The sequence below is a fragment of the Streptococcus danieliae genome (assembly GCF_013415245.1).
GTDB classification, from domain to species: Bacteria; Bacillota; Bacilli; order Lactobacillales; family Streptococcaceae; genus Streptococcus; species Streptococcus danieliae_A.
Genome location: NZ_JACBXX010000064.1, coordinates 1 through 21,409 on the forward strand (window position 1 = coordinate 1; position 21,409 = coordinate 21,409).

At 42.9% G+C, this 21,409-nt stretch carries 19 protein-coding genes and 3 pseudogenes; 15 read left to right on the plus strand and 7 right to left on the minus strand.

Annotated features, from left to right (window positions below; all coding sequences use genetic code 11):
• The first annotated feature begins 204 nt into the window (after positions 1–204).
• The 8 genes from HZY94_RS01840 (at position 205) to HZY94_RS01875 (ending at position 7,704) form a co-directional block, all read left to right on the plus strand.
• Positions 205–1,122, plus strand: coding sequence for a helix-turn-helix domain-containing protein (locus HZY94_RS01840; RefSeq protein WP_179924780.1), 918 nt, complete (start codon positions 205–207; stop codon positions 1,120–1,122).
• A 244-nt stretch (positions 1,123–1,366) separates the two neighbouring features.
• Positions 1,367–1,936 carry an SDR family oxidoreductase gene (locus tag HZY94_RS01845; RefSeq protein WP_179924781.1) on the plus strand — a complete coding sequence of 190 codons (570 nt, stop codon included), beginning with the start codon at positions 1,367–1,369 and terminating at the stop codon, positions 1,934–1,936.
• 662 nt (positions 1,937–2,598) lie between these two features.
• Complete coding sequence (locus HZY94_RS01850) at positions 2,599–3,333, plus strand: amino acid transporter (RefSeq protein ID WP_179924782.1); 735 nt, start codon at positions 2,599–2,601, stop codon at positions 3,331–3,333.
• 11 nt (positions 3,334–3,344) lie between these two features.
• Entirely contained in the window at positions 3,345–3,917 is a 573-nt protein-coding gene (locus tag HZY94_RS01855; protein ID WP_179924783.1) for a CPBP family intramembrane glutamic endopeptidase, read from the plus strand.
• 18 nt (positions 3,918–3,935) lie between these two features.
• Positions 3,936–4,355, plus strand: coding sequence for an Msa family membrane protein (locus HZY94_RS10320; RefSeq protein WP_218925697.1), 420 nt, complete (start codon positions 3,936–3,938; stop codon positions 4,353–4,355).
• Positions 4,348–5,220 (plus strand): ABC transporter ATP-binding protein, encoded by an 873-nt coding sequence (locus HZY94_RS01865; RefSeq protein WP_179924785.1) that lies wholly within the window; start codon positions 4,348–4,350, stop codon positions 5,218–5,220. Before HZY94_RS10320 ends, HZY94_RS01865 begins: the two co-directional genes overlap by 8 nt.
• 130 nt (positions 5,221–5,350) lie before the next feature.
• Positions 5,351–5,995, plus strand: a complete 645-nt coding sequence (locus tag HZY94_RS01870; protein WP_179924786.1) for a hypothetical protein — start codon at positions 5,351–5,353, stop codon at positions 5,993–5,995.
• A 2-nt stretch (positions 5,996–5,997) separates the two neighbouring features.
• Entirely contained in the window at positions 5,998–7,704 is a 1,707-nt protein-coding gene (locus tag HZY94_RS01875; protein WP_179924787.1) for an ABC transporter ATP-binding protein, read from the plus strand.
• A 121-nt stretch (positions 7,705–7,825) separates the two neighbouring features.
• On the opposite strand, the gene HZY94_RS01880 is transcribed toward HZY94_RS01875, so the two are convergent.
• The 6 genes and pseudogenes from HZY94_RS01880 to HZY94_RS01905 form a co-directional block, all read right to left on the minus strand.
• Complete coding sequence (locus tag HZY94_RS01880) at positions 7,826–8,851, minus strand: FecCD family ABC transporter permease (protein ID WP_228064531.1); 1,026 nt, start codon at positions 8,849–8,851, stop codon at positions 7,826–7,828.
• Positions 8,838–9,861 (minus strand): annotated as a pseudogene (locus HZY94_RS01885) (FecCD family ABC transporter permease). The gene HZY94_RS01880 and the pseudogene HZY94_RS01885 overlap by 14 nt, the downstream one beginning before the upstream one ends.
• A gap of 8 nt (positions 9,862–9,869) precedes the next feature.
• The gene (locus HZY94_RS01890; RefSeq protein WP_179924788.1) at positions 9,870–10,799 is read right to left on the minus strand and encodes an ABC transporter substrate-binding protein; all 930 of its coding nucleotides are present in this window, start codon (positions 10,797–10,799) and stop codon (positions 9,870–9,872) included.
• Between the two features lie 9 nt (positions 10,800–10,808).
• Entirely contained in the window at positions 10,809–11,588 is a 780-nt protein-coding gene (locus HZY94_RS01895; RefSeq protein WP_179924789.1) for an ABC transporter ATP-binding protein, read from the minus strand.
• Between the two features lie 269 nt (positions 11,589–11,857).
• Entirely contained in the window at positions 11,858–13,141 is a 1,284-nt protein-coding gene (locus tag HZY94_RS01900) for a sensor histidine kinase (RefSeq protein ID WP_179924790.1), read from the minus strand.
• Positions 13,128–13,856 carry a LytR/AlgR family response regulator transcription factor gene (locus HZY94_RS01905; RefSeq protein WP_179924791.1) on the minus strand — a complete coding sequence of 243 codons (729 nt, stop codon included), beginning with the start codon at positions 13,854–13,856 and terminating at the stop codon, positions 13,128–13,130. Before HZY94_RS01905 ends, HZY94_RS01900 begins: the two co-directional genes overlap by 14 nt.
• 137 nt (positions 13,857–13,993) lie before the next feature.
• Between HZY94_RS01905 and HZY94_RS01910 the strand changes: the two genes are divergently transcribed.
• Both HZY94_RS01910 and HZY94_RS01915 read left to right on the plus strand, forming a co-directional pair.
• A complete protein-coding gene (locus tag HZY94_RS01910) occupies positions 13,994–14,905 on the plus strand; it encodes an ABC transporter ATP-binding protein (RefSeq protein WP_218925698.1) in 912 nt (303 codons plus the stop codon).
• The gene (locus HZY94_RS01915) at positions 14,886–15,623 is read left to right on the plus strand and encodes an ABC transporter permease (RefSeq protein WP_179924792.1); all 738 of its coding nucleotides are present in this window, start codon (positions 14,886–14,888) and stop codon (positions 15,621–15,623) included. The genes HZY94_RS01910 and HZY94_RS01915 overlap by 20 nt, the downstream gene beginning before the upstream one ends.
• Before the next feature lie 616 nt (positions 15,624–16,239).
• On the opposite strand, the gene HZY94_RS01920 is transcribed toward HZY94_RS01915, so the two are convergent.
• Positions 16,240–17,385, minus strand: coding sequence for a carbohydrate-binding domain-containing protein (locus HZY94_RS01920; protein ID WP_179924793.1), 1,146 nt, complete (start codon positions 17,383–17,385; stop codon positions 16,240–16,242).
• 128 nt (positions 17,386–17,513) lie between these two features.
• Here HZY94_RS01920 and HZY94_RS01925 point away from each other — a divergent pair, with 128 nt between their 5' ends.
• From HZY94_RS01925 to HZY94_RS01945, 5 genes and pseudogenes are all read left to right on the plus strand, one after another.
• The gene (locus tag HZY94_RS01925; RefSeq protein WP_179924794.1) at positions 17,514–18,404 is read left to right on the plus strand and encodes an ABC transporter ATP-binding protein; all 891 of its coding nucleotides are present in this window, start codon (positions 17,514–17,516) and stop codon (positions 18,402–18,404) included.
• A complete protein-coding gene (locus HZY94_RS01930; RefSeq protein WP_179924795.1) occupies positions 18,404–19,594 on the plus strand; it encodes an ABC transporter permease in 1,191 nt (396 codons plus the stop codon). Before HZY94_RS01925 ends, HZY94_RS01930 begins: the two co-directional genes overlap by 1 nt.
• A gap of 411 nt (positions 19,595–20,005) precedes the next feature.
• Positions 20,006–20,786, plus strand: a pseudogene (locus tag HZY94_RS01935) (PRD domain-containing protein).
• 13 nt (positions 20,787–20,799) lie between these two features.
• Positions 20,800–21,111 (plus strand): PTS lactose/cellobiose transporter subunit IIA, encoded by a 312-nt coding sequence (locus HZY94_RS01940; protein ID WP_179924796.1) that lies wholly within the window; start codon positions 20,800–20,802, stop codon positions 21,109–21,111.
• A 4-nt stretch (positions 21,112–21,115) separates the two neighbouring features.
• Positions 21,116–21,283, plus strand: a pseudogene (locus HZY94_RS01945) (PTS lactose transporter subunit IIBC); the annotation flags it as partial.
• Between the last annotated feature and the right edge of the window lie 126 nt (positions 21,284–21,409).

A 21,409-nucleotide genomic window follows, 5' to 3' on the forward strand; every position in this document is an offset into this window, starting at 1 on the left:
GCGTCTATGATAAGTAGCGTAGTCTTTATTTCTAAGAGCTAATCTCAATTCAGTTTCTTGTTGTTTATCTAATTTCAATTTCATACAATCTATTATAATTCAAAATTCGATTTTTATTTAGTATAAATTAATACGATGGTTATTTGGTAATTTTCATGTTATAATCAATCTAAAATGAACCTACTTACATCGGGAGGGTTGTGTATGATTACCAAGGAAGAATTAGGTTTGAGAATTCGCAAGGAACGTGAAAACCAAGGCCTCAGTCGTGAAGCTCTTTGTGGTGACGAGGCAGAGCTAACGGTCAGACAATTACTCCGCATCGAGACAGGAAAATCCCTCCCCAAATTAGAAAAACTGGAGTTTCTTTCACGGGTTTTAGGGGTAGACATCTCAACTTTCTTAGGGGAAGAAAAATTAGAACTTCCGGCAGACTATTTGGAGAAAAAATACCGACTTTTGAAAACGGGCACCCATGGAGATCCCGAGAGAATTGCCCACAAAAGAAAAGCTTTAGAAAAAATTTATGAAAATTACTATGATATTCTTCCAGAGGAAGAACTGTTTATATTAGATGTATTAGAAAGACTTTGGGACATCGCTAGTGGTGTGAATTTGGATGATTCGATGTCAGCAGATGTCATCTATGAGGATTATTTTAGACAGCTTCAAGAAAAGGAAGTTTATTCTACAAACGATTTGTTATTGTTGTCTTATCACTACTTCTTTTCTCAAAATTATAGCCAAGATGATAGAAAGGCAATCCAATTAGTAGACAGGCTCTTGAGTCAGAAAATCAGTGGTGACGAAATCTACAATCGAGTACTGCTTTCGACCTTATTGCTTTTGATCAGTATTCAAGTTGCACTTCGGGATTATGGGGAATTACTGAGAGTTATTAATAGGGTAGAGCAGGTTATTGAAGAAACCAAGCAGTATACTGGAAAGCCAGTGATTCTATTAACGAAGGCTAGATACTCTCTTTTTGTTGAGGGGGATGTAGAACAGGCAAATCAATTTTATGATCAAGCAAAATTACTTGGGGAATTGCTGGATGATAAGCTATTCCTGCAACAATTAGAAATTGAAAAAGAGAATGATTTTAAGCAAAAAGAAGAATAGCGACATTAATGTCCTGTTCTTCTTTTTTTGTAATTTGTATACTTAGTCTATCATTTGAAGGAGGGGGCAGACATGATTAGAATTTTGACTTTATTGTCATTCTTTGTTTACTTATTCTATTAGTTAAAAATAGTTCTAATCTTGATGATTGTAGAAGATGGTGACTATATTTAGTTTTGATAATAGTCTACTAGACTATATTGAACAACTATTAAATCTGAAGAAAAAAACAGCTAGGAGGATTTTGCTAGATAGAGATGGATTTGCTGATATCAGAGAGGGCAGAACGGACATTTTTCGAAACACCCTAGACGGGGATTTAGTAAGAAAGCAAAATTCTATTACAGATAGATCTGAAATTATTCTTGGAATTAACTTGGAGCTACTAGATGTAGAAGAGTTATTAAACACATATAAAAATTCCATTAGTGTATTTATGCATTGGGGTATAATTGGAAGTTCTAATAATGAAGAAGTAGTGATGGTAATTTTGCTGATGTTTCCAAATGAGATGATCGTTCCTTGTATGAAAAAACTTAAGTATGTTTTATCACAGATGGAGATCATGCTTGATCGTTTCAAACAAGAGCAATTTCAAATAGAAGTGGATTTTAGAGTAAATAGCTTAATCCCGATGTTCAGAAAAGAAAATGAATCGTTTGAACCGTGGATGCGTAAACTTCAAATTCGCCAACCTCTTAACAGGTATGTCACAGAAGAAGATATAGCTAATATGCTGTATTTTCTCTTATCAGAAGAGAGTAAGGCATTGAGAGGTCAACAAATTGTCTTGGATTATGGATATTTAGATTGAGGAGATAAGAAATGAGCTTTATTTTGTTCTCTAAACTTTACCCACGTGATGGGTGTTAGAAATTAAGATGAGAGTCAAAAAATGGACTGCTTGATTTCAATTAAATGACTTTACTTACTAGAAAGGAGGATAAAAATTTATGTTCAAATTGTTTAAGATGCCACATCGCTTGACGATTAGTGTGGGTGTATATCGATATGTGATTTATCGAAATGGATTAGTTTCTTTATAAGAGGAGGTTAAAATAAATATGGTGAAGTTTTTCAAAATGCCGAAGCGTTTAACGATTAATGTCGGTATTCTAAGTCATACTATTTATCGGTTTGGTCGTGTGTCACTGTAGGAAAGGTTAATAGATCATGAATAAATTTTTAAAATCACTAAAGCGTTTAACAGTTAATCTTGGCATCATTACTTATAGATATCGTAATGGACGTCACACACTTTAATAAAAGGAGAATCAAATATGTTAAAATTTTTCAAATTGCCTAAAAAACGTCTAACAATCAACCTTGGTGTGGTTGTCTACTCCTATAAAGGACGTCGTCATTCTATTTAGAAGACGTTCCTGTTAGTGGATAAGTAATCTTATCCACTAATAAGATAGGGTTTAGAGATTTTCTAAATCCTATCTTATTAGTGAGGATAGCAAGGAGTTGTGTATGAATTTACTGCGAATTATTTTTAGATCATTGTTCGTTAAAAGAGATGTCAAGCTGCTTTTTACTTTTACTTTTTTACCCTTACTTTCGTCATTTTTAGGGGGTGGAGGTCATTCTTTAAATTACTTTAATAATGGCTATTTCTCCTTCTTGGTTCAGACAATGGCGACACAGTATAAAATGGTGTTACCGATGTTGGTGATAATCTTGTTAGTTTCATCCATATTTAGAGAAGAAATTGAATCGGGCATCTTATTTTTATACAAGGATTTAAACCGTTATCGCTTATTTACTGCGAAGTTGTTGAGTCTGTTTCTATTATATTTTGTATTTTTAATAGCTACCATGGTTATCAGTTTTATGGTTTATGGTTTTCAGGTACTAGCATTGGAACAGCCTTTTAGTTTGGTATCAGCCATTCCAAAAGAGAGTCGCGTTACGATCTACTCATTTATCGCCTATATTCTGATGAATCTCATTACGATTAGTTTTGCAAGTATGGTTTCAATCACTTCTAGTACGATGAAAACAGTTTTACTTGGTGTTTTTATAAATCTCCTTGTATCTGTATCTCCATTACTGGTTGGAATTCAGTACCTTTTCCCAAATGGATATGAGGAATTGAGTCAATCAAATTTTAGTTTAGCTGTGATTCTTGCTTTCTTGATAGCCTCCTTGTATTTGGCCATTACTTATACTATTGGTCACCGTCGGTTTAATAAAGTTGAATTCTAATGGAGGAGGATATGACAAGACAGCAAATACAAGTCATTTGGTTATCGATAAGTTTGATTATTATTGCATCGATTATTTATTCCCTAGGTCTTGCGACACTCTTCTTCAGTCCGTCTAATGAATTACAGTTGTTTTATCAAGTTTCTTTATTGTTCTTTATGCCTCTAGGGTTTGTTGTAGTCCCCTGTTGGATTTCAAATAAAAATGATTTATGCAATTCCCAGGTACTTGTTCAATTTAATTGGAAAAGTTTTGTGATTCTTGCGTTTATAATTTATATGGTGAACGGGTTGTTTTTGCATAGTGAAGAATATTTTCCACAAATGGTTATAGCCATCTGTGAGGAATATTTATTTAGATCTTTAATTTATCGTATTTTAAGAACTCATTTTGCACCACTATGGGCAATTTTAATTGGATCATTCCTCTTTGGATTATTACTGCATATGAATTACCCTTTACTTGATAATGTATTCGTTCGTTTCCCACTAGGTTTACTATTTTCTGGCCTTACTTTAAGGTTTGGTTTGCAGTATGCCATTGCTGGTCATTGGATTTTTAATCTAATTCAATCAATTTTATAAGGAAATAGGAGATGTTCTATGGTATTGTTTCTAGTTGCTTCCATTGTATATACACTACTTGCACTTTTTTCCGCACATTGGTTGTTACACCTAACACCACCCTTACTACTAATGTTGCTCTATGTACTTCCTGTCGGAATGAACTTAGTTTTTTACAAGTATCAGAGTCGCAAATATAGTCGGACGAGTTTATTGCTATTTCCATCTCTGTCTTTACTATGTTATATACTCTTCGCATATGTTTCAAATATGACTGGTGTTTGGAGAGAATTTGTTGGATTACACACAATTTCTAATGAAAATGTAAGCGTAGAAGTTGCACAAAATTTATTGAGTGCTTCGCAAATACTGTTTATATTAGTGCTGTTCTATGGAACTTTGTTTGCATATCATTTTATTTCAGAAAAAAGAGCGCAAAAAGGAGCAATACATGCTTAAAGTTGAAAAGCTATCTAAAAAATTTGTTGGCAACGATTTTTATTCTCTGAGAGATGTTTCATTTGAAGTGAATAGAGGGGAAATCATTGGTTTAATTGGTAAAAATGGAGCTGGAAAATCAACACTATTAAAAATGATCGCCAAGTCACTTCGACCAACTGAAGGAGATGTTTTCTATAAAGGGGAGTCGATTTTTGCGAAAGACAATGTCCTCCATGATGTTGGAATTATGATTGACCCCGTTTTTTATCCTGAAATGTCCGTTATCGAAAATTTGAAATTCTATCTCCGTTTGCATCGAAGAGAAGACTTGTTTGAGAATATAGAGCCAACTCTAAAAATGGTGGAATTATGGGAGGCAAGGCATAGAAAACCCAAAGGCTTTTCATTTGGGATGAAGCAACGGACGGCCTTGGCTATCGCACTAGTCGCAGAACCTGATTTTCTTCTGTTAGACGAACCCTTTGTGGGTCTAGATCCAGTAGGTATTCAAAAATTAATCGAGATTCTGCAAGATTGGTCTAGTAAGCGGCAAATTTCGATGATTATTTCGAGTCATCAATTGGGGGAGCTTGAAGCTTTGTGTGATCGTTATATTTATATCGAATCCGGTCAGCTAGCAGATGCCTTTGAAGGTCAAAGTCATCCAAGTGTTGTGTTTCACCTAGATAAAAATAAGGATTTATCGATCTTACAAGGAATTCTCTCGGATAAGATTCAGTTACATGATTTTCAGCTTGATGTATCAACAAGTATCGACCAAGTCGATTTACAAGAGATGCTTCTCCTATTGGTTCAGCATCAACTCATTGAGTCAATGGGAGTTCGAGAAAATCACCTCAAAGATATATTTATGAAAGGTTAGATAAATGAAGGCAACTTTGTATCCTGTTTTTCAAACAATCTGGAAGAGGCGTGAAAGGAAATTATTTCTTCTTTTCAGTTTTTATCCATTGTTATACATGGCCTCTTCTTTTTTTGAAGAATCGAATTTTATGAAGATTTCATCAGAAGGCGGTGTAAAACTAAGTTATCTTGAATTTGTTGAAATTCTGTTTAACTCTGTTGATATGACAGCATTACCGATGATTGCCTTAGCTTTGTTGGTTTATGCTGTTTTTCGGAGGGAAATCGAGGACCATACTCTTTTTCTCTATAAGGATGTCAGTAGAAAAACCATTTTCTCTTCCAAGTTTATGAGTCTGATGATTATACTTCTACTATATGTGTCTGGTTTTATCCTAGTCTCTTTACTTGTTTTCTATTCTAGGGTTGTTCCAATGGGATTAGGAATTGGTCGATTATTGCCAACAGAAATGATGTACCTAACACCGACCTTGTATGGTCTGTTCGCGATTTTTCTTAAAGGGTTAGTCGTTATTTCGCTAACTGCCTTATTATCAATGAACTACGGTCTAGGTTTGACGATGACAGTCATTATTATTTTCTATTTGGCTATGAGCTTATTGTCTTTGATTGGCAGTCCTTTTGCCCTTGTTTTACCAAATGGGTATCGTCAATTCATCATTGATCATCCGACTGAACTCTTCCCGTTCTTGGTTTCAATTGTTCTTACCTTTATTTATAGTCTTGCTTTTAATGGGCTAGCTAGTCGTATTTTTCAGAAAGTGGAATTCTAACTATGAATAAATCAATAACTGACTTGGTGTTCAAGTACATGAATAAATCTAGATTTATTTTCGGTTTGTTATTAGGTCTATTCAGTAGCCTAGTAGCTTTGATTCTCCCTAGTTTTCTTGGAGAATTTATCGACGGTGCTTTTCTTCAGATTATCTCAGACCATCCGTCACAGTTATTGGGATTCGTGGTTTTAGTTGTAGTAGTATACTTTCTTCAAGCATACTCTGGTTATCTGATAGGTGTGGAGGGCGGAAAAACTTTAAACCAGATACAAAAGTATACTTATGAGCGTTTGTTAAAGAGTGAAGTATCTGAGTTGGAGTTATTTAAATCTGGGGATTTGGCAAGTCGTTTTACGAATGATATGTCAATTATTTTACGGTTTCTGACATCGGTTATTTCTGGATCCCTGATGAATATTATTATGATTGTCGGCTCACTATTTTTTCTTATTCGAATTAGTTTTGTGATGACATTATTAACCTTGTCCATATTACCAGTTTTATTATTTCTGATTGCTTTTATAAATAATAAGGTAGAAAACAGTTATGTGAAGTTTCAAGAAACACAGGGAGATATTTCAAGTACGATTAGTCATAGATTTAGTCATATTCGCTTGGTTAAATCTTTTAATGGAGAAAGCGAGGAAGAGAATCGACTTGGTCGAGTATTTAATCAACTCTTATTTTACTATAGACAGATTATAGTTCTGACTAGTATCCAAGGAGCGGTTTTAAGTAGTTTAATAATGAGTTTTATAGTTTTAATCGTTGTGGTTGCAGCTGTGCAGGTCAATCAAGGATTGATGACAGTTGGAACTTTACTAACTTTTATGATTTATGTGACTCAACTCATCGAACCAGTAACAGAGATGTCTACACTGGCTACAGAATATGCAGAGTTTAGAAGTGTCGCAAGTCGATTATCTGAGTTAATTGATCTTGTGAAAGAAGAAGAGGATACATTGCAACAAGATTTTCCTACGTTTGAGATTAGTTTGCACGAGGTTAACTTTTCTTATGCTGATAATCAGGTTCTAGAAAATGTAACATTTAAAGTTGAAGATGGTGAACATCTTGCAATTGTTGGACCGAGTGGTGCAGGAAAATCAACGATTTTGTCTCTACTTCTTAAATTTTATCAACCAAGTGAAGGAACGATTCAAATTGGTAATCGCAATTTAGCCTCTCTAACACCTGCTCAGATTCGTTCTTTAATTGGATTTGTGCCACAAACAAATACTTTGTTTCAAGGAACAATACGTGAAAATCTATTTTATGGCAAGAATAAATATGTTGATAAAGCTAGATTAGATACTGTATTAGATGCACTTGAGTTAGACAAGTTAATTGTTCAATTTCCAAATGGACTTGAGACGGTGGTTTCCGAAAAAGGGACAGGTTTATCAGAAGGACAAAAACAACGATTTAGTATAGCACGAGCTTTATTATTAGATAGTCCGATATACTTGATTGATGAGGCAACTTCCAATTTGGATTCAGTAACAGAAAGTATTACAAATCAAGCAATTGAGAATTTAACAAGAGATAAAACTAGAATTACTATTGCGCATCGCTTAAATACTATTAAAGGAGCAGATAAAATTCTTGTGCTGGATAGAGGTGGTCGAGTAGTAGATTGTGGAGATCATGAAACACTACTTAATCGCTCAGAACTCTATCAAGATTTGATTAACCACTTCCATTAAAAAGAGTACTCCCTCATTCGTTTTAAAATCAGACAGGCATGAGAGGTAGCAGAAATGATAAAATCAAATACCCCTCCTGTGTTTCCACTTAGTGGACACAGGAGGGGTATTTGTTCATTCTCTATCTTAAAGACCTTACTTTGCTCCCCTCTCTCCGCAGGAGGTAGAGGAAGTAGGGGCTACCGATGAGGGTGAGGGGAATGCCGGTGGGGATGTTGCTGCCGATTAGGTAGGTGCGGGTGAGGGTGTCGGCGATGAGGAGTAGGAGGGCGCCAATCAGGAGGGCAGCGGGGAGGCGCCAGCGGTGGTCGGATGGGAAGAGCAGCCGGGTCATGTGGCTGGCTAGGAGGCCAACCAGGCTGATATTGCCAGCTAGGGTCAGACTGAAGGCAATCAGGGCGCTGGCTAGGAGCAAGACAATGGCACGTTGGCGCCGGAGGGGCAGCCCCAGGCCTAGGGCGGCGGGATCCGATAGTTGTAGGAGGTTGAGCGGTAGGGCCTGGGTATAGCTGAGGATCCAAAGGAGAATTAGGACAGGGCCAGCTAGGTTCAGGCTGTCCCAATTACTGCCTGTCGTATGGCCAGCCAACCAGGACACCACATAGTTGAGCTTGTGGGTGTCAACTCGCCCGGTAATCGCGATGAGACTAGAAGTGAGAATGGTGGAGAGGGTGACCCCGGCGATTATCAATTTGACCGGTTGGATGCCTTCTCCTTTTTTATGGGAAAGAAAAAAGGAGAGAGCAACCATGGCCAATCCGCCTGGGATGGCTAAAAAGGGCAGGTAGTGAATCAAGAAGGGGTCGGTTAGGTTTAGCTGAGTCACAGCTAGGGTCAGAACCAGACCGACGCCAGCATTAATCCCCAGTGTCGAGGAATCCGCTAAGGGGTTGCGGGTGAAGGTCTGCAATAGGACCCCGCTCAGACCTAAGGAACCGCCTGCCAAGAGGCTGACCAAGAGTCGGGGGAGACGAATTTCCTGAAGAATAAAGGATTGACTGGTTGCTTGGCCCTGAAAATAGGCCCCTAAATCGGCTAGGTTCAGTTCCCTGTCTCCCATTGCCAGGGAGAGGAGGGAGCTTACGAGCACCAAGAGAAGCAAGATTAGCAGTTTTTGGGCTGGGGACAGCTGCTTAGAAGGCATCATAGAATTGTCCTTTTCGCATTAAAATAAGGAAAATAGGGAGCAGTAGGAGGCTGACCAGGGCATTGAGGGGGGTGCCAGGGAGGAGAAGGGCCAGCAGGTCACACCAGAGGAGGAAGCTGGCGCCGGCGAGGCCTGCTAGTGGTAAGAGGTAGCGGTAAGACTGGCCCATCCAGAGTCGGAGCAGGTGCGGAATGATGAGCCCAATCAGGGCTAGGCTGCCGACCAAGGCGACCGCACCGGCGGAGAGGATGAGCACTAAAAGTAGGAGGAAGAGGCGCATTTTTCGAGTGTTTTGCCCCAGTCCTTGAGCGACATCCCGATCCAAGCTGAAAATGGTCAGTTGGTAGGCGACTAATTGGGCTAAGAGCAGCCCAACCAGGATTGGCGGGGCGATGACCCCAAGCATCTGCCAGTTGGTCGCAGCTAGTCCCCCAGCCTGCCAGCCAATAATAGCGGTTGCCAGGTTAAAGGGCGATCGTCAGCGCCTGCCCCAGGGCGGTGAAGAGGCTGGCAACCATGGCTCCAGCTAGGATCAGGCTGCTGGGAAGTAGGCTTCGACGGGGCTGGTAGGCCAGCCCCAGGACCAAGCCGGTGGCTAGTCCTGCCCCCAGTAAGCAGAGGAGGAGAATCTGGCTATAGTGCAAGGAGCCCAGTAGGGCATAGCCGCCAGCCATGGCTAGCCCAGCTCCGGCATTGATGCCCAGCAGTCCGGGGTCGGCAATGGGATTGCGGGTAATGCCCTGTATGAGGGCCCCGGAAACAGCCAGGCTGGCTCCGACTAGGAGGGCTGCCAGGGCGCGTGGGAGACGGATGTCCCAGAGAATCAGTTGGATTTGCTCCTGCCCTTGGGGGTGCCAGAGGGCTTGGAGGACGGTTGGAACATCGTACCAGGGCTGGCCCCAGCTGAGATTCAACAGGAGCTGGGCCAGGATGAGCAAGGTGAGACTGCAAAAAACAAGCCAAAAGTATCTTGGCTTGTCTTGCGGAATCCCAGAATCGGTAGTTTTCATAGGAACTCCTAGTTTATTTTTTGGAATCCTTCTTGGATGGTTTTTAGTTCGTATTCGAGGCTTAGTGGGTCATTGAAGTAGAAGGCATTGGCGTCCACCTTGAGGACCCGGTCTTGCTCGACTACTGGTTGCGACTTCCACAGGGCACTTTCATAGAGGGCGGAGCCAGTCTCTTCGTTTTCAGCGGCCACAAGAACGATATCGCCGAGATAGGCTGGTAGGGCATCTTGGTTGACCATGAGGTAACCCGGTTTGAAGACCTCTTCTTGGACCTTTTGAGGGGCCTTAAAGCCGAGCGCCTGGTAGACTACTTCACCACCCCGGCCCCAGTTGTTGCCGAAGAGGTAGATATCTTTCTCAAAAAGGCCCATGACGGTGACAGTCACCTCTTGCCCCAACTGTTGACGGAGTTCCTGTCCGATTTTGGCCGTACGTTCCTGCCAGTTGGCGATCCACTCATCCGCCTCTTTTTCTTTGGCAAAAACTTGCCCAAAACGATTCAAGAGTTGGAGGTAGTCATTCTTGCCATAAGTCACGGCCAGGGTTGGTGCGATCTTTTGCAGTTCCTTGAGGTTGGGATCATTGGATTCCACAACAATCAAATCGGGATTGGCCTTGGCGATGCTTTCTAAATCATCGGGCATCAGCACCTGAGCCTCCTTCACCCGGTCCTTGAGTACCGGATTTTTGGCGTCATAGGAAGTGACGGATATGGGCTCAAAGCCTAGTTGGTAGAGGTAGCCGGTATAGCTTGAGGATAGGCTGACAATCCGTTGGGGATTCTGAGGAATGGCCCCTGAGTAATCAAAGCCGTCAATTGTAGGCTTGCTGGAGAGGGGGACCTCCTCCTTAGCCGTGGACGAAGGATTCGCCGTCGAACAAGCGACCAACGTTACAAGTAGCAGGCTGAGACCCAGCCAAGTTAGTAATTTTTTCATCAGTACCTCCTATTCTTTCAGCCGTGTATAACTAAGACAGACGGGCTTGCCATGAAGTGGATCTTGCACGATATGCGCCTCGATGGCAAAAATTGAACGCAAAACAGTTGCAGTCATCACCTCTGAGACCGAACCTGTAAAAGCAAGGTGCCCTTCTTTCAGGGCCAGCAAACGGTGGGAAAAGCGGGCGGCCAGGTTGAGATCATGCAAGACCATGACGATGGTCTTACCCTGGGTTTGGTTGAGCTCTGCCAGCAGGTCGAGCACCTCCAACTGGTGGTTGAGATCCAAGTAAGTCGTCGGCTCATCTAAAAAAATCCAGTCAGTATCTTGAGCCAAGGCCATGGCAATCCAGACCCGTTGCCGCTGCCCGCCAGACAAGGAATCCACCAGTTGGTCCTGAAAGGCAGCCACCTGCGTCACCTCCATAGCCCAGGAAATCTTCTCTCGGTCCTCTGAGCCTAAGCGCCCCAAGGTGGACAAGTGGGGGTAGCGTCCGTAGGAAATTAAATCGTAGACGCAAATCCCTTCTGTCACCGATTGGACCTGTGGGAGCAGGGCCAACTTGCGCGCCACCTCCTTGGTTTTCATCTGGGCGATGGCTTGCCCATCTAGGACGACCTGTCCCTTATCCAAGGGGAGAATCCGCGTCAAGGCCTTGAGCAAGGTTGATTTACCACTGCCATTGGCTCCGATGATTGTTGTAATTGTACCAGCTTCCAGCTGACAGGACAGCTGGTCCAAGACCAGACGATCCCCATAAGAAACCTGAATTTCCTGGGCTTGCATCTTAGTCCCAGCCCTCCTTACTATTTCAAGCCCACTTCCAGATTGGAAGTAGTATGAGTTTGTAGATAAACGATAATTTCATTATAGCACAAAAGGAGATTTGTCAGATAATTCTAAGGAGATTTGAAGGATTCTAAACTATGCAGTTCCTGAGTTTATCACCTAAAAATCGATAAAGACCAGCTAATCCTAAGTGTGACAAGGGATTTAGCTGGTCTTTAAAATGATTTTGGTGTTGTATATGGAGGTCTTGTCCAGAGGACTTGGCTTCACCAAACCGCTGGGTTTGTGTTTGTGATCGGGAGGAGAATGTGGCTCTGATACAGCTGACCGTCCCCTCGCCCTTGATAAAGTCCGTGATAGGATTGCACAACCGCCTCGATATTCGGAATTCCCAACCCCTGCCCAGATTTGGCTGGCTTTGCGGGATTATAGGGATTACTTGTGTGGATCGAGAGGCGGTTCTGTTCTACCCGGATGTCACAGCGAATCCATTTGTCTTGTTGCGGGGATAGCGTTTCAAGCGCGTGGAGGGCGTTATCTAGCAGATTTCCAAGAATGACCGCCGTAATTTGCGGATCCAGAGCCCGATAGGGCTGGAGCGAGATGGAGATTTCAAGTGAGGCTCCGTGCTGGCTCGCCTCGTCCGCCTTTTGCTGCAAGAGGAAATTTAAGACCGGATCCGTGCTATACTGCCTGCCCGCGTGATCCAACCAATCCATGTGTCCTTCTAGCTGATCAATAGCCTCCTGGTACTGCTGCTCTGCCAAGAGGGCGTGGAGAACCAACAATTGGTTTTTCCAATCATGATGCAGGGCGCGAATACTTTCCTGCCTCTGGTATTGCTCCTCCAAGATCCCAACCTGATGTTCCGCCCGAATCCTGCCGATATTGGCCTCTTCCTGCTTTTTAATTTCAGAAAGTAAATCTTGATACAGCAGGACACTGGTAATCCCAATGAGCAGCAAGAACAGGAGATAGCTAGACTGGAACCGGGTTTGCAGCTGCGGGTATAGCCTCCCTAAAAGGTCTAGGAAGATAGCGAGGCTGGAAATAATTGGAATCAACAAGATTTTCAGGCGTGTCATCCGTCTCAGCTCAATATCGGGTAGCTTGACTAACACGAACTTGCGCAAGCTAAAAACGAGTAGAAAGCCTAGGCCAATCAGTAAGCTGGTATACAGAAAAACCGAAGGGAGGGTCTGAATTGGCGGTAAGCCCCAGACCTGAAAGAGTAAAAAGGCCAGGCTGCTTTCAATGAAGATACTGGCCTCTTGAAAAATACAGGCCCAAAATAAACTGGACGTTTTGGAGTAACCGTAAATCCGCCCCATCAGATAGGTTGTTGAAAAACTGAGGATTAGGTTCAGAACACCGGAAATCACTAGTGGGAAGAGGCTGGATCCTAGCATTTCCAGAAGTAAAAAGAGACTGATAAGACTGACCTGCCACCCCTGTAAACGAATCCTTTGCGAATCCCTGTGGAAGAAGAAGTGGAGACTTAGTAGATTAAAAGAGCTGGTGTAGAGATGAAAGAGGCTAGTCCAGACCATAGTATTTCCTCAATCTTTCTAAGATTTGTTCCTTAAGCAGTTTTTTATAGTGCCGGCTGACTGGCAAGACCTTTTCTTGACTCTGAGGCAGTCTGAGGTAGAGCCATTTCTCTTCCAATTTATAAAAATAACGAATATTGATAAAGTAAGAGTTATGGATTTGGACAAAGTCGTCAGGCAGGTCTTGGCGGAGTTCCTTAATCGACTTGCGCACGGGATAAATCCTAGTGGAGGTATGGAGGAGAGCCGTCCGGCCGTCTTTCTCGATGTAGAAAATTTCCTGACTAGGGAGGGCGTATTGCTGATGCTGGGAGGTAAAACTGCCCCGCTTTTCTTGTTGCAAGAGGCGCTGGATCGCCCGTCGGAGGCTGCTGAAAAGCTTCTGTTGGTCGACAGGTTTCACTAAAAAGTCAAAGGTCTCCACTTGGAAAACCTGGGGCATGAAATCGATGTGACTGGTTAGAAAGAGGATCAGGACATTGGGGTCTTGTTGGCGAATCGCTTGCGCCAACTCCAGCCCGGAGAGTGCCGGCATTTCGATGTCTAAGAGGAGGAGCTGATAGCTTCCCGGTTGATAATGCGTCAAGAGACGCTGGGGATCTTCGTAAATATCCACACTCAGCGTAATCCCTTCCGTACTCTGAAAGGCTTCTAACTGCTCTTCGATTTGGTTACTATGGAGACGATTGTCGTCGCAGATAGCTAAGGAAATCATACATCCTCCTCCTTTATATGGATTTTAGTATACCAAATCTGACCAAAATGTGACCAGTTTTGACCAATTACAGGGGATAGCCCAGTAATGGCGGTAAAATGAGAGTATATGATGAAAGATCAGAAAGGATGGTCGGTATGAGCAACTGCTTGGTGATTGAAAATTTATCCAAAACCTATCAAAAGACAGGAGTAGAGGGCAATCGACAGATTTCTTGTGAATTTGAATCTGGGCTAGTCCATGCACTACTTGGACACAATGGGGCAGGCAAAACAACACTCCTGAATCAAATAATTGGCTTGCTTAAGCCGGACCAAGGGAAAATCATATTTGAGGAACTAGAATTGATTGAAAATCCTCAGACTGCTAGAGAACTCATTTCAATGATGCCCCAACTACACTCCCCAATCCGTGGTATGACAACACGCCAAGCTATCCGAAGTATCGGGAAAATTCGCGGAATGTCAGGTACTGATTTAGAGCAAGCGGTAGATGCCTTACTGACAATTCTTGACATTGAAGAGTGGCAACATAGAAAAGTAGAGAAATTATCCGGAGGACTCTTGCGATTAGTCTCCTTTGCTATGGCCGTGATTGCCCCACCGCCAGTCCTCCTACTAGACGAACCAACCAATGATGTGGATCCCGTTCGTAGAAAACTGCTCTGGGAGTACCTACAAAAACTCGCATCCGCCGGACATATAGTTGTCATTGTTACTCATAACCTCCTGGAAGTCCAAGGATATGCCGATCGCTATTATTTTTTTCACAAAGGCTCTCTCCTGCGGTCAGGTAACGTGATTGATTTAAAAGCAGAACGTCAACTCCGAGTGGAAGGACGAGCAGTTGAGAATATTGAATTTCCCCTTTCTGTTGAAAAAAGAGAAGATGGACTGTTTACCATGCAGGTCCCTGAAGAAAAAGTAGCCAGCTTCTTACAATGGTTAGGAAAAGAAGTGGAAAGCGAGCATATAGTAGAGTACAAAATGAGTTGGCTTGATTTGAATGAGATATATGGAGGATGGATCAATGCTGCAGAAACAACTTAAACAAATAGCGAGTTTGGTAGAGTGGACTTTCCTAGGAAACCGCCACCTCTTTATTTTATGCGGAGCAGTTCAGTTTCTGATGACCCTAGCTCTGGTTTATGGATACTCTCTTGTTATGGGAGAAGTTTCATTGGAAGAGAAGCTCTATCTAGGAGCAGGAGCAATCACGATGGGGCTCATCTCACTCGGCTGTACGATGGCTGCACAAGAAGTAACTGGAAACCGATTGGATGGGATGGTCGAATATTTACGGACCCTCCCTGTACCTAGAATTACTCTTGTTTTAGCGGATTTAGTGATCTGGATCCTAGCCAGTTTACCTGGAATCTTCCTCTCTCTACTAGTTGTCTACAGTAAATTTCAGATATTGCCTCAAAACTGGCTTTTAGTGATTCCAATTTTAGATCTGGTTCTAGTTACGATGTTATTACTAGGTTTTAGCCTGGCTTATTCAGCTCCACCTAGCTTGACTGCTTTGGTGAATCAATTGGTCTTAATGGTCGGCCTCCTTTTCTCACCAATTCTTTATCCACCAAGTCGGCTCCCTGAATGGATTGTGAGCATCTATAATTACCTACCATTTGTGCCTGCAGGGAACTTGGTACGAAATAGTCTTTTTCAAGGTCAATCTGTAAATATTGTAGACTTAGGTTTATTACTATTTTGGAGTCTCCTAGCCCTGAGCGCCTCACTATACCAATTGGAAAGGCGTGATTAATACTCGTCTAAAATCTCGCTGATTGTTATCAGGTCGAGAGTGGACAGAATGATTTTAATTGTAAAAATCGTTTGCAGATCTGCTTCCGCACAGTTGATTAGGTTATTTTCTGAGTTTGAAAAGTGAATGAAAACACCAATCAGCCACTATTTTAAGATTTTAAGGTTGGAATTTTTTACTCAACCTCCTTATTGAATGGTTTAACAAATGGAAAATATATAGCTGGTTTTGCTTGAACCTGTTCACGCAAGCTTTGTAGGGTTTGTGCTATTAATGTGTTTGATCAACATCTGTCCTTTCCCAAAGAAATTTCGATTAGATGTCTTACATATAAACCCGAATTATTCATACAGAATTCAAAAAACTTCCAGAACCCTTGCTATACTAAGGTTTTTGTTTTCCACCTGATTTTTATAATGGAGATGAATAATTAGGGATAAAAACACCTCCTAAGTAGATTTGGCTATATACCCTATCTACTCAGGAGGTATTCTCGTCACTATGAAAAGAAAATTTGAATTTGGTACCATTTATGTCCTTAGCCAATAATCATAGTCTCATTCTTTTATTGAACAATAAGAAGTTTGATTGGGCTTGGGTTTCGTTTTATTTTCCGTTATCCACGATTACCAAAAGCTTGCCCTTCTTCACCTGGTGGCATGTCTCCAGGGGCACCAGGTCCAGTCTGGACGATTTCGGTCATGATTTCGCCATTGACGGTGATGGTACCACCGGAGAAATTAACCTGGCCGTCGACATCAAAGGCGGATTGGGCGCTGATGTCGATGTGGCCACCGCTAATTTCTAGGTTGCCGTTGGAGTCGAAGGCATCGGTGTCCCCAGGTCCCACTTGAACTTCGATGTGGCCACCGGTCACCTTGATAAAGATGTCGGCGCCAGCAGCATCGCTAGCGGCATTAATGCCGTCATCGTTGGCAGTGACATCGACGGTTCCGCCGTTGATGGTGATGTTGGTAGCTTCAAGGCCTTCTGTACTTTGGGCGACAGAGATGTTTCCATCGTTGATGACGAGGCTTGATTCGGCCTTGATCCCATCATCGCCAGCAGAGACGGAGATGTCTCCGTTGTTGATGGTGACATTGCCCTTGCTGCTGTCTTCATCATTGTTGGCTTTAATCCCATCACCTTGGGCATTAATACTGATATTGCCACTGTTGATGGTGACGCTGTCGCGGCCGCGAATGCCATCATCACTGGCAACGACTTGCAGAATCCCATCTTCAATGGAGAGGTTGCCAGTCGAGACGATCCCGTCTTGGTAGTTGGCCTCTACCATCAGATTTCCTTGGCCGGCTACAATCAGGTCGGTTTCAGCATGGATGGCTCCATCGAGGTCTTCCTTGCTGTGAGTACTGCTATCTTTGACGGTATTGGTGGTTCCATCTTGGAGTTCCAACTGGGCTGTGTTGGCTTTTTCGATATGGATGGCTGGTCCATCAGTGGCAGAGATGGTTGCTCCGGCTAGAATCAGGCGAACGTCACCAGAGGCCTTGACCGTGACACCAGCAGTGGTTTCGCCCTTGAGGATGTAAGTTCCAGCTTCGGTAATGGTCAAGCCCTTGTCATCCAAGGTAACTTCTTTACTAGGAAGCTCGTCCCAGTTAATGGAAGAGGCTGTGGTGTTTTGTTTAATGAGTTGTCCTGTTGTCGCTTGTGTTTGGCTACTCGGCATACTACAGGCTGCTAAGCTCGCCATGGTCAGGAGAGCAACTGTAGCGGTTAGGATTGGCTTTTTCTTCATAATCGTTACCTTTTTCTTTTTTATTTTAAAAATAGTATACAGGGCAAAACTAAAACTTTCTTTAAAATGGGTTGAAATAATTTTTCCCAGCAAAAAAGGAGTATAATATAGTAAAAGGAGGGAAGCTTATGTTGCAAATATCACATATGTCCAAGGCTTACGGGAAGAAGGAGGTCCTCAAGGATCTGAACTTCAGCATTCCATCTGGCACTATCTGTGGCCTGGTGGGAAAGAATGGGGCTGGTAAGACCACGCTTTTTCATTCAATCCTGAATTTTCTGACCTACGAAGGCCAAATTCTGCTCGACGATCAGCCCCTAACCAAGGAGCGTTACGCGCAGATTGGGTATCTCCCCGAGGAGCGTAGCCTCATGCCCAAACGCACTGTTCTGGAGCAGGTTAGTTATCTGGCTGGCCTCAAGGGGATGTCCAAGCAGGAAGTGGCAGAACAGTTGCCAGTCTGGATGAAAAAACTCCAGGTCAAGGGTCGGATGAGCGATAAAATCAAGAGTCTGTCTAAGGGGAACCAGCAGAAGATTCAATTGATTGTAACCCTGATCCACCAGCCCCAGCTAATTATTCTGGATGAGCCCTTCTCCGGCTTGGATCCCGTTAATACGGGCCTCCTCAAGCAGGTGGTTCTGGAAGAGAAGGCACGTGGAGCGACCATCATCTTCTCCGACCATGTGATGACCAATGTTGAAGAACTCTGTGACCAACTCATCATGATCAAAGACGGGACCATCATCCTCAACGGCGACATTCAAGGCATCCGCCTCCAATTCGGCCGCACCCGTCTCTTTGTATCCCAAGATCTGGACAAGGACCAACTGGCCGCCCTCCCGCATGTGCTTTCTGTTGAAGATACCAAGCAGGGCAAATGGCGCCTCATCCTGGACAGCGAAGAAGCTGGTCCAGAACTCTTTGACCGCATCAGCCAAGGCCGCTATTTGACCACCTTTGACCAGCAAGCGCCAAGCATTGATGAAATCTTTAAACTCAAATCGGAGGAAGCATGATGAAACAAGTATTCCTGGTTGCCAAAGAAACCTACATCCATCAGGTTAAATCCTGGGGCTTTCTCTTCCTAGTATTAGCCCCCTTTATCACCATTTTAGTCTCCATGGGAGGAGGTTACCTGGCTGCGAATTTTGATTCCAACTCGAACGCAGTAGCCATCGTCAATCCAACAGCCAGCCTCGAGAAACTGGATTTCCTCAAATCCTATCCGGATGAAACTGCGGCCAAGGCCGCAGTCGAAAAAGAAGAAGTCGAAGGCTATCTGGTTATTGCAGAAGCAAAAGGCAGCCTCACGGCCACCTACCACGGGGAAGAAAGCCTATCCCTCGGTAAAAAAGACCAAGTGCAAACAGCCTTGAACCAAGCACAAGAAGATCTAAACTACCAAAATGCCCGGTTGAACACGGATCAAACCAGTATCTTGAACCGCCAGGCCAGCTATCAAGAAGCCTTACCGGAAGGCCAAGATATGAAACTGGGCGCCAAAATGATGGCTATCTTTGGAATTGTTTTTGTTGTCTATATGATGGCTGCCACCTACTCTGCTAGCACGGCCCAAGAAATTGCGGCTGAGAAGGGAACTAAAATCCTCGAAATTATTTTCTCCAGTGTGCCTGCAGACCTTTATTTCTACGGCCGCATTTTAGGAATGTTTTTGGCCTTGTTCACTCACCTGGGGATCTATGCGGTTGGTGGTAGCTTAGCCTACCTCTTCCTCCTCAGCCAACCCTTTGCGAATTCAGTTTTGCCCTTTATTCACGCATTATTGGCCCAATTGCATTGGTTCCTGCTTCCCTATCTCCTCCTCGGTATGACTTTTTACGTGATCCTAGCAGCCCTCTGTGGTGCCCTAGTGGTTCGCCAAGAGGATGTTAGTAAGGCCCTTCAACCGGTTAGTGTTATGATTATGGTTGGTTTCTTCCTCTCCCTGGCATTGGGGCAAGGAGGCCAAGACTCTCCAGTATTACAAATCTTTTCCTATGTACCCGGAATGTCCGTCTTTGCCATGCCTCTCCGGATGATTAATGGTAATGCGAGTATTCTAGAGGCACTCCTCTCCTTCCTCGTTCTCCTGGCCGCCACCGTAGGCCTCACCTTCTTTATCGGAAAATCCTACGCCGGCATCGCCCTCCAAACAGACGACCTCGGCCTCTGGAAATCCCTCAAAAAAGGCCTCGCTGCCAAGTAATCCTTTTAGTATAAAAAATATCGGACTCACCAGATCCGATATTTTTTATTGGTAAACATAAGGGGAATTGCAAAAGAAAGACCCCGGATAAAAGGGGCCCTTCGGAGAATATTATGAAAAAGAAAAGTTTTATTAGGATTGAAACTAGTATAGTCGAGAAAGGTTAAATAAAACTTAAACAGATGAGGAAGCTTTGGTAGAAATACTTCTGAATATCGGATTAAAAAGGAAAATTAGATAAAAAGAAAGGGTTTACAAAACGATTTGGGATATGTTATACTGATTCCAATAGCATAAATAGAGTGGATTGTCACTAATTCGATTAGGCAAGACTACAGATGGATCAAAGAGCGGGGAGTTCTTGATTTGTTTGTAGTCTTTTTTGTTTCCAACTATTAGAAAGGAGGAGTTATGTACCGAGTCCTACAGAGTCTGAATAATAATGCTGCTTTGGTGAAAAATGAAAGGGGATCTTGTACGATCGGAAAGTGTCGAAACTGTTTTTACCCTTCATAATGAGGAAGCCAGAGAAAATTTTCTAATTTTACTCAAGGATATTCCCTTGGATTTTATTACGGCTAGTTATTCGATCATCAATTATTTGGTGGAACAATACCATTATCCTGTTCAAGAATACCTCTATGTGACTTTGACAGATCATATCCACTGTTCTTATCAGTCGCTTGTCAAAGGGATTTATCAGGAAAGTCATTTACCCAATATGTCTAGCCAATATCCCTTGGAATACCAGATGGCTCAAGAAGCTCTGGAGCTTTTTCGACAAAAACTTTCAGAAGATTTTCCTGTTGATGAAGTGAGTCGGATTGCTTGACATTTGATTAATGCCCAAGGGGAAACCCTGCCAGATTCTCATCAGGAACAAGAGTTGAGTAAGCAGCTCATGGAAAAGGTCGAGAAGGTTTTACAAGAGCATGGGATTCGCAGGCGAAAATCGAACAGCAATTTCTACGATCGGTTTATGCTGCATCTTTCCTATTTTCTGAGTAACTTGGAGCGTGGGAATGAGCAGATGATTTCTTTGGACGATCTAGATCAGTCGATTCGGCTTACCCATCCCCAAGCTCATGCGATTGGTAGTCAGATTTTTATGCTGATTCAAGAGGTCGTGGGGCAGACAATACCAAGTACCGAACGTTTTTATTTAGTTTTGCATATTCAACGTTTATTGTAAGGAGGAGTTTAAGATGAATCGTGAAGAAAGTGCCTTGTTAGGTTTTGAAATTGTGGCCTATGCAGGAGATGCCCGGTCTCGTCTGCTAGAGGCCTTGAGTGCAGCTCAGAGCGGAGACTATGCTCGCGCAGAAGCTTTGGTGGAGGAAGCGGATGCTTGTATTGTACAAGCGCATCAAGCCCAGACTAGTCTCTTGCAGAAGGAGGCAGCCGGGGAAGACTTAGCTTATAGCGTTACTTTAATGCACGGCCAGGACCATTTGATGACAACCTTGTTATTGAAAGATTTGATGAAGCACATGATTGAGCTTTATAGAAGGGGGTAAGAATATGAATCAACTAATTGCTTGGATTGAAGGAGGAAAACCATTTTTTGAAAAAGTTTCTCGTAATCCGTATTTGCGAGCAATCCGGGATGGTTTTATCGCGGCTATGCCGGTAATTCTGTTCTCGAGTATCTTTCTTTTGGTGGCCTTTGTTCCAAATATTTTTGGTTTTATAGTCGTTTAGCTTATAAACCGTATATGGTATACTTGTCTTATGGCATACGGAATTGATTTTAGAAAACGTGTCCTCGCTTACGTAGAAGAGGGACATACACGTCAAGAAACTGCAAAACTATTT

Coding starts and splice junctions, on each gene's coding strand:
- HZY94_RS01840 (WP_179924780.1), top strand. CDS start 205: ATGATTACCAAGGAAGAATTAGGTTTGAGAATTCGCAAGGAACGTGAA.
- HZY94_RS01850 (WP_179924782.1), top strand. CDS start 2,599: ATGAATTTACTGCGAATTATTTTTAGATCATTGTTCGTTAAAAGAGAT.
- HZY94_RS01855 (WP_179924783.1), top strand. CDS start 3,345: ATGACAAGACAGCAAATACAAGTCATTTGGTTATCGATAAGTTTGATT.
- HZY94_RS10320 (WP_218925697.1), top strand. CDS start 3,936: ATGGTATTGTTTCTAGTTGCTTCCATTGTATATACACTACTTGCACTT.
- HZY94_RS01865 (WP_179924785.1), top strand. CDS start 4,348: ATGCTTAAAGTTGAAAAGCTATCTAAAAAATTTGTTGGCAACGATTTT.
- HZY94_RS01870 (WP_179924786.1), top strand. CDS start 5,351: ATGAAGATTTCATCAGAAGGCGGTGTAAAACTAAGTTATCTTGAATTT.
- HZY94_RS01875 (WP_179924787.1), top strand. CDS start 5,998: ATGAATAAATCAATAACTGACTTGGTGTTCAAGTACATGAATAAATCT.
- HZY94_RS01880 (WP_228064531.1), bottom strand. CDS start 8,851: ATGATGCCTTCTAAGCAGCTGTCCCCAGCCCAAAAACTGCTAATCTTG.
- HZY94_RS01890 (WP_179924788.1), bottom strand. CDS start 10,799: ATGAAAAAATTACTAACTTGGCTGGGTCTCAGCCTGCTACTTGTAACG.
- HZY94_RS01895 (WP_179924789.1), bottom strand. CDS start 11,588: ATGCAAGCCCAGGAAATTCAGGTTTCTTATGGGGATCGTCTGGTCTTG.
- HZY94_RS01900 (WP_179924790.1), bottom strand. CDS start 13,141: ATGGTCTGGACTAGCCTCTTTCATCTCTACACCAGCTCTTTTAATCTA.
- HZY94_RS01905 (WP_179924791.1), bottom strand. CDS start 13,856: ATGATTTCCTTAGCTATCTGCGACGACAATCGTCTCCATAGTAACCAA.
- HZY94_RS01910 (WP_218925698.1), top strand. CDS start 13,994: ATGAGCAACTGCTTGGTGATTGAAAATTTATCCAAAACCTATCAAAAG.
- HZY94_RS01915 (WP_179924792.1), top strand. CDS start 14,886: ATGCTGCAGAAACAACTTAAACAAATAGCGAGTTTGGTAGAGTGGACT.
- HZY94_RS01920 (WP_179924793.1), bottom strand. CDS start 17,385: ATGAAGAAAAAGCCAATCCTAACCGCTACAGTTGCTCTCCTGACCATG.
- HZY94_RS01925 (WP_179924794.1), top strand. CDS start 17,514: ATGTTGCAAATATCACATATGTCCAAGGCTTACGGGAAGAAGGAGGTC.
- HZY94_RS01930 (WP_179924795.1), top strand. CDS start 18,404: ATGAAACAAGTATTCCTGGTTGCCAAAGAAACCTACATCCATCAGGTT.
- HZY94_RS01940 (WP_179924796.1), top strand. CDS start 20,800: ATGAATCGTGAAGAAAGTGCCTTGTTAGGTTTTGAAATTGTGGCCTAT.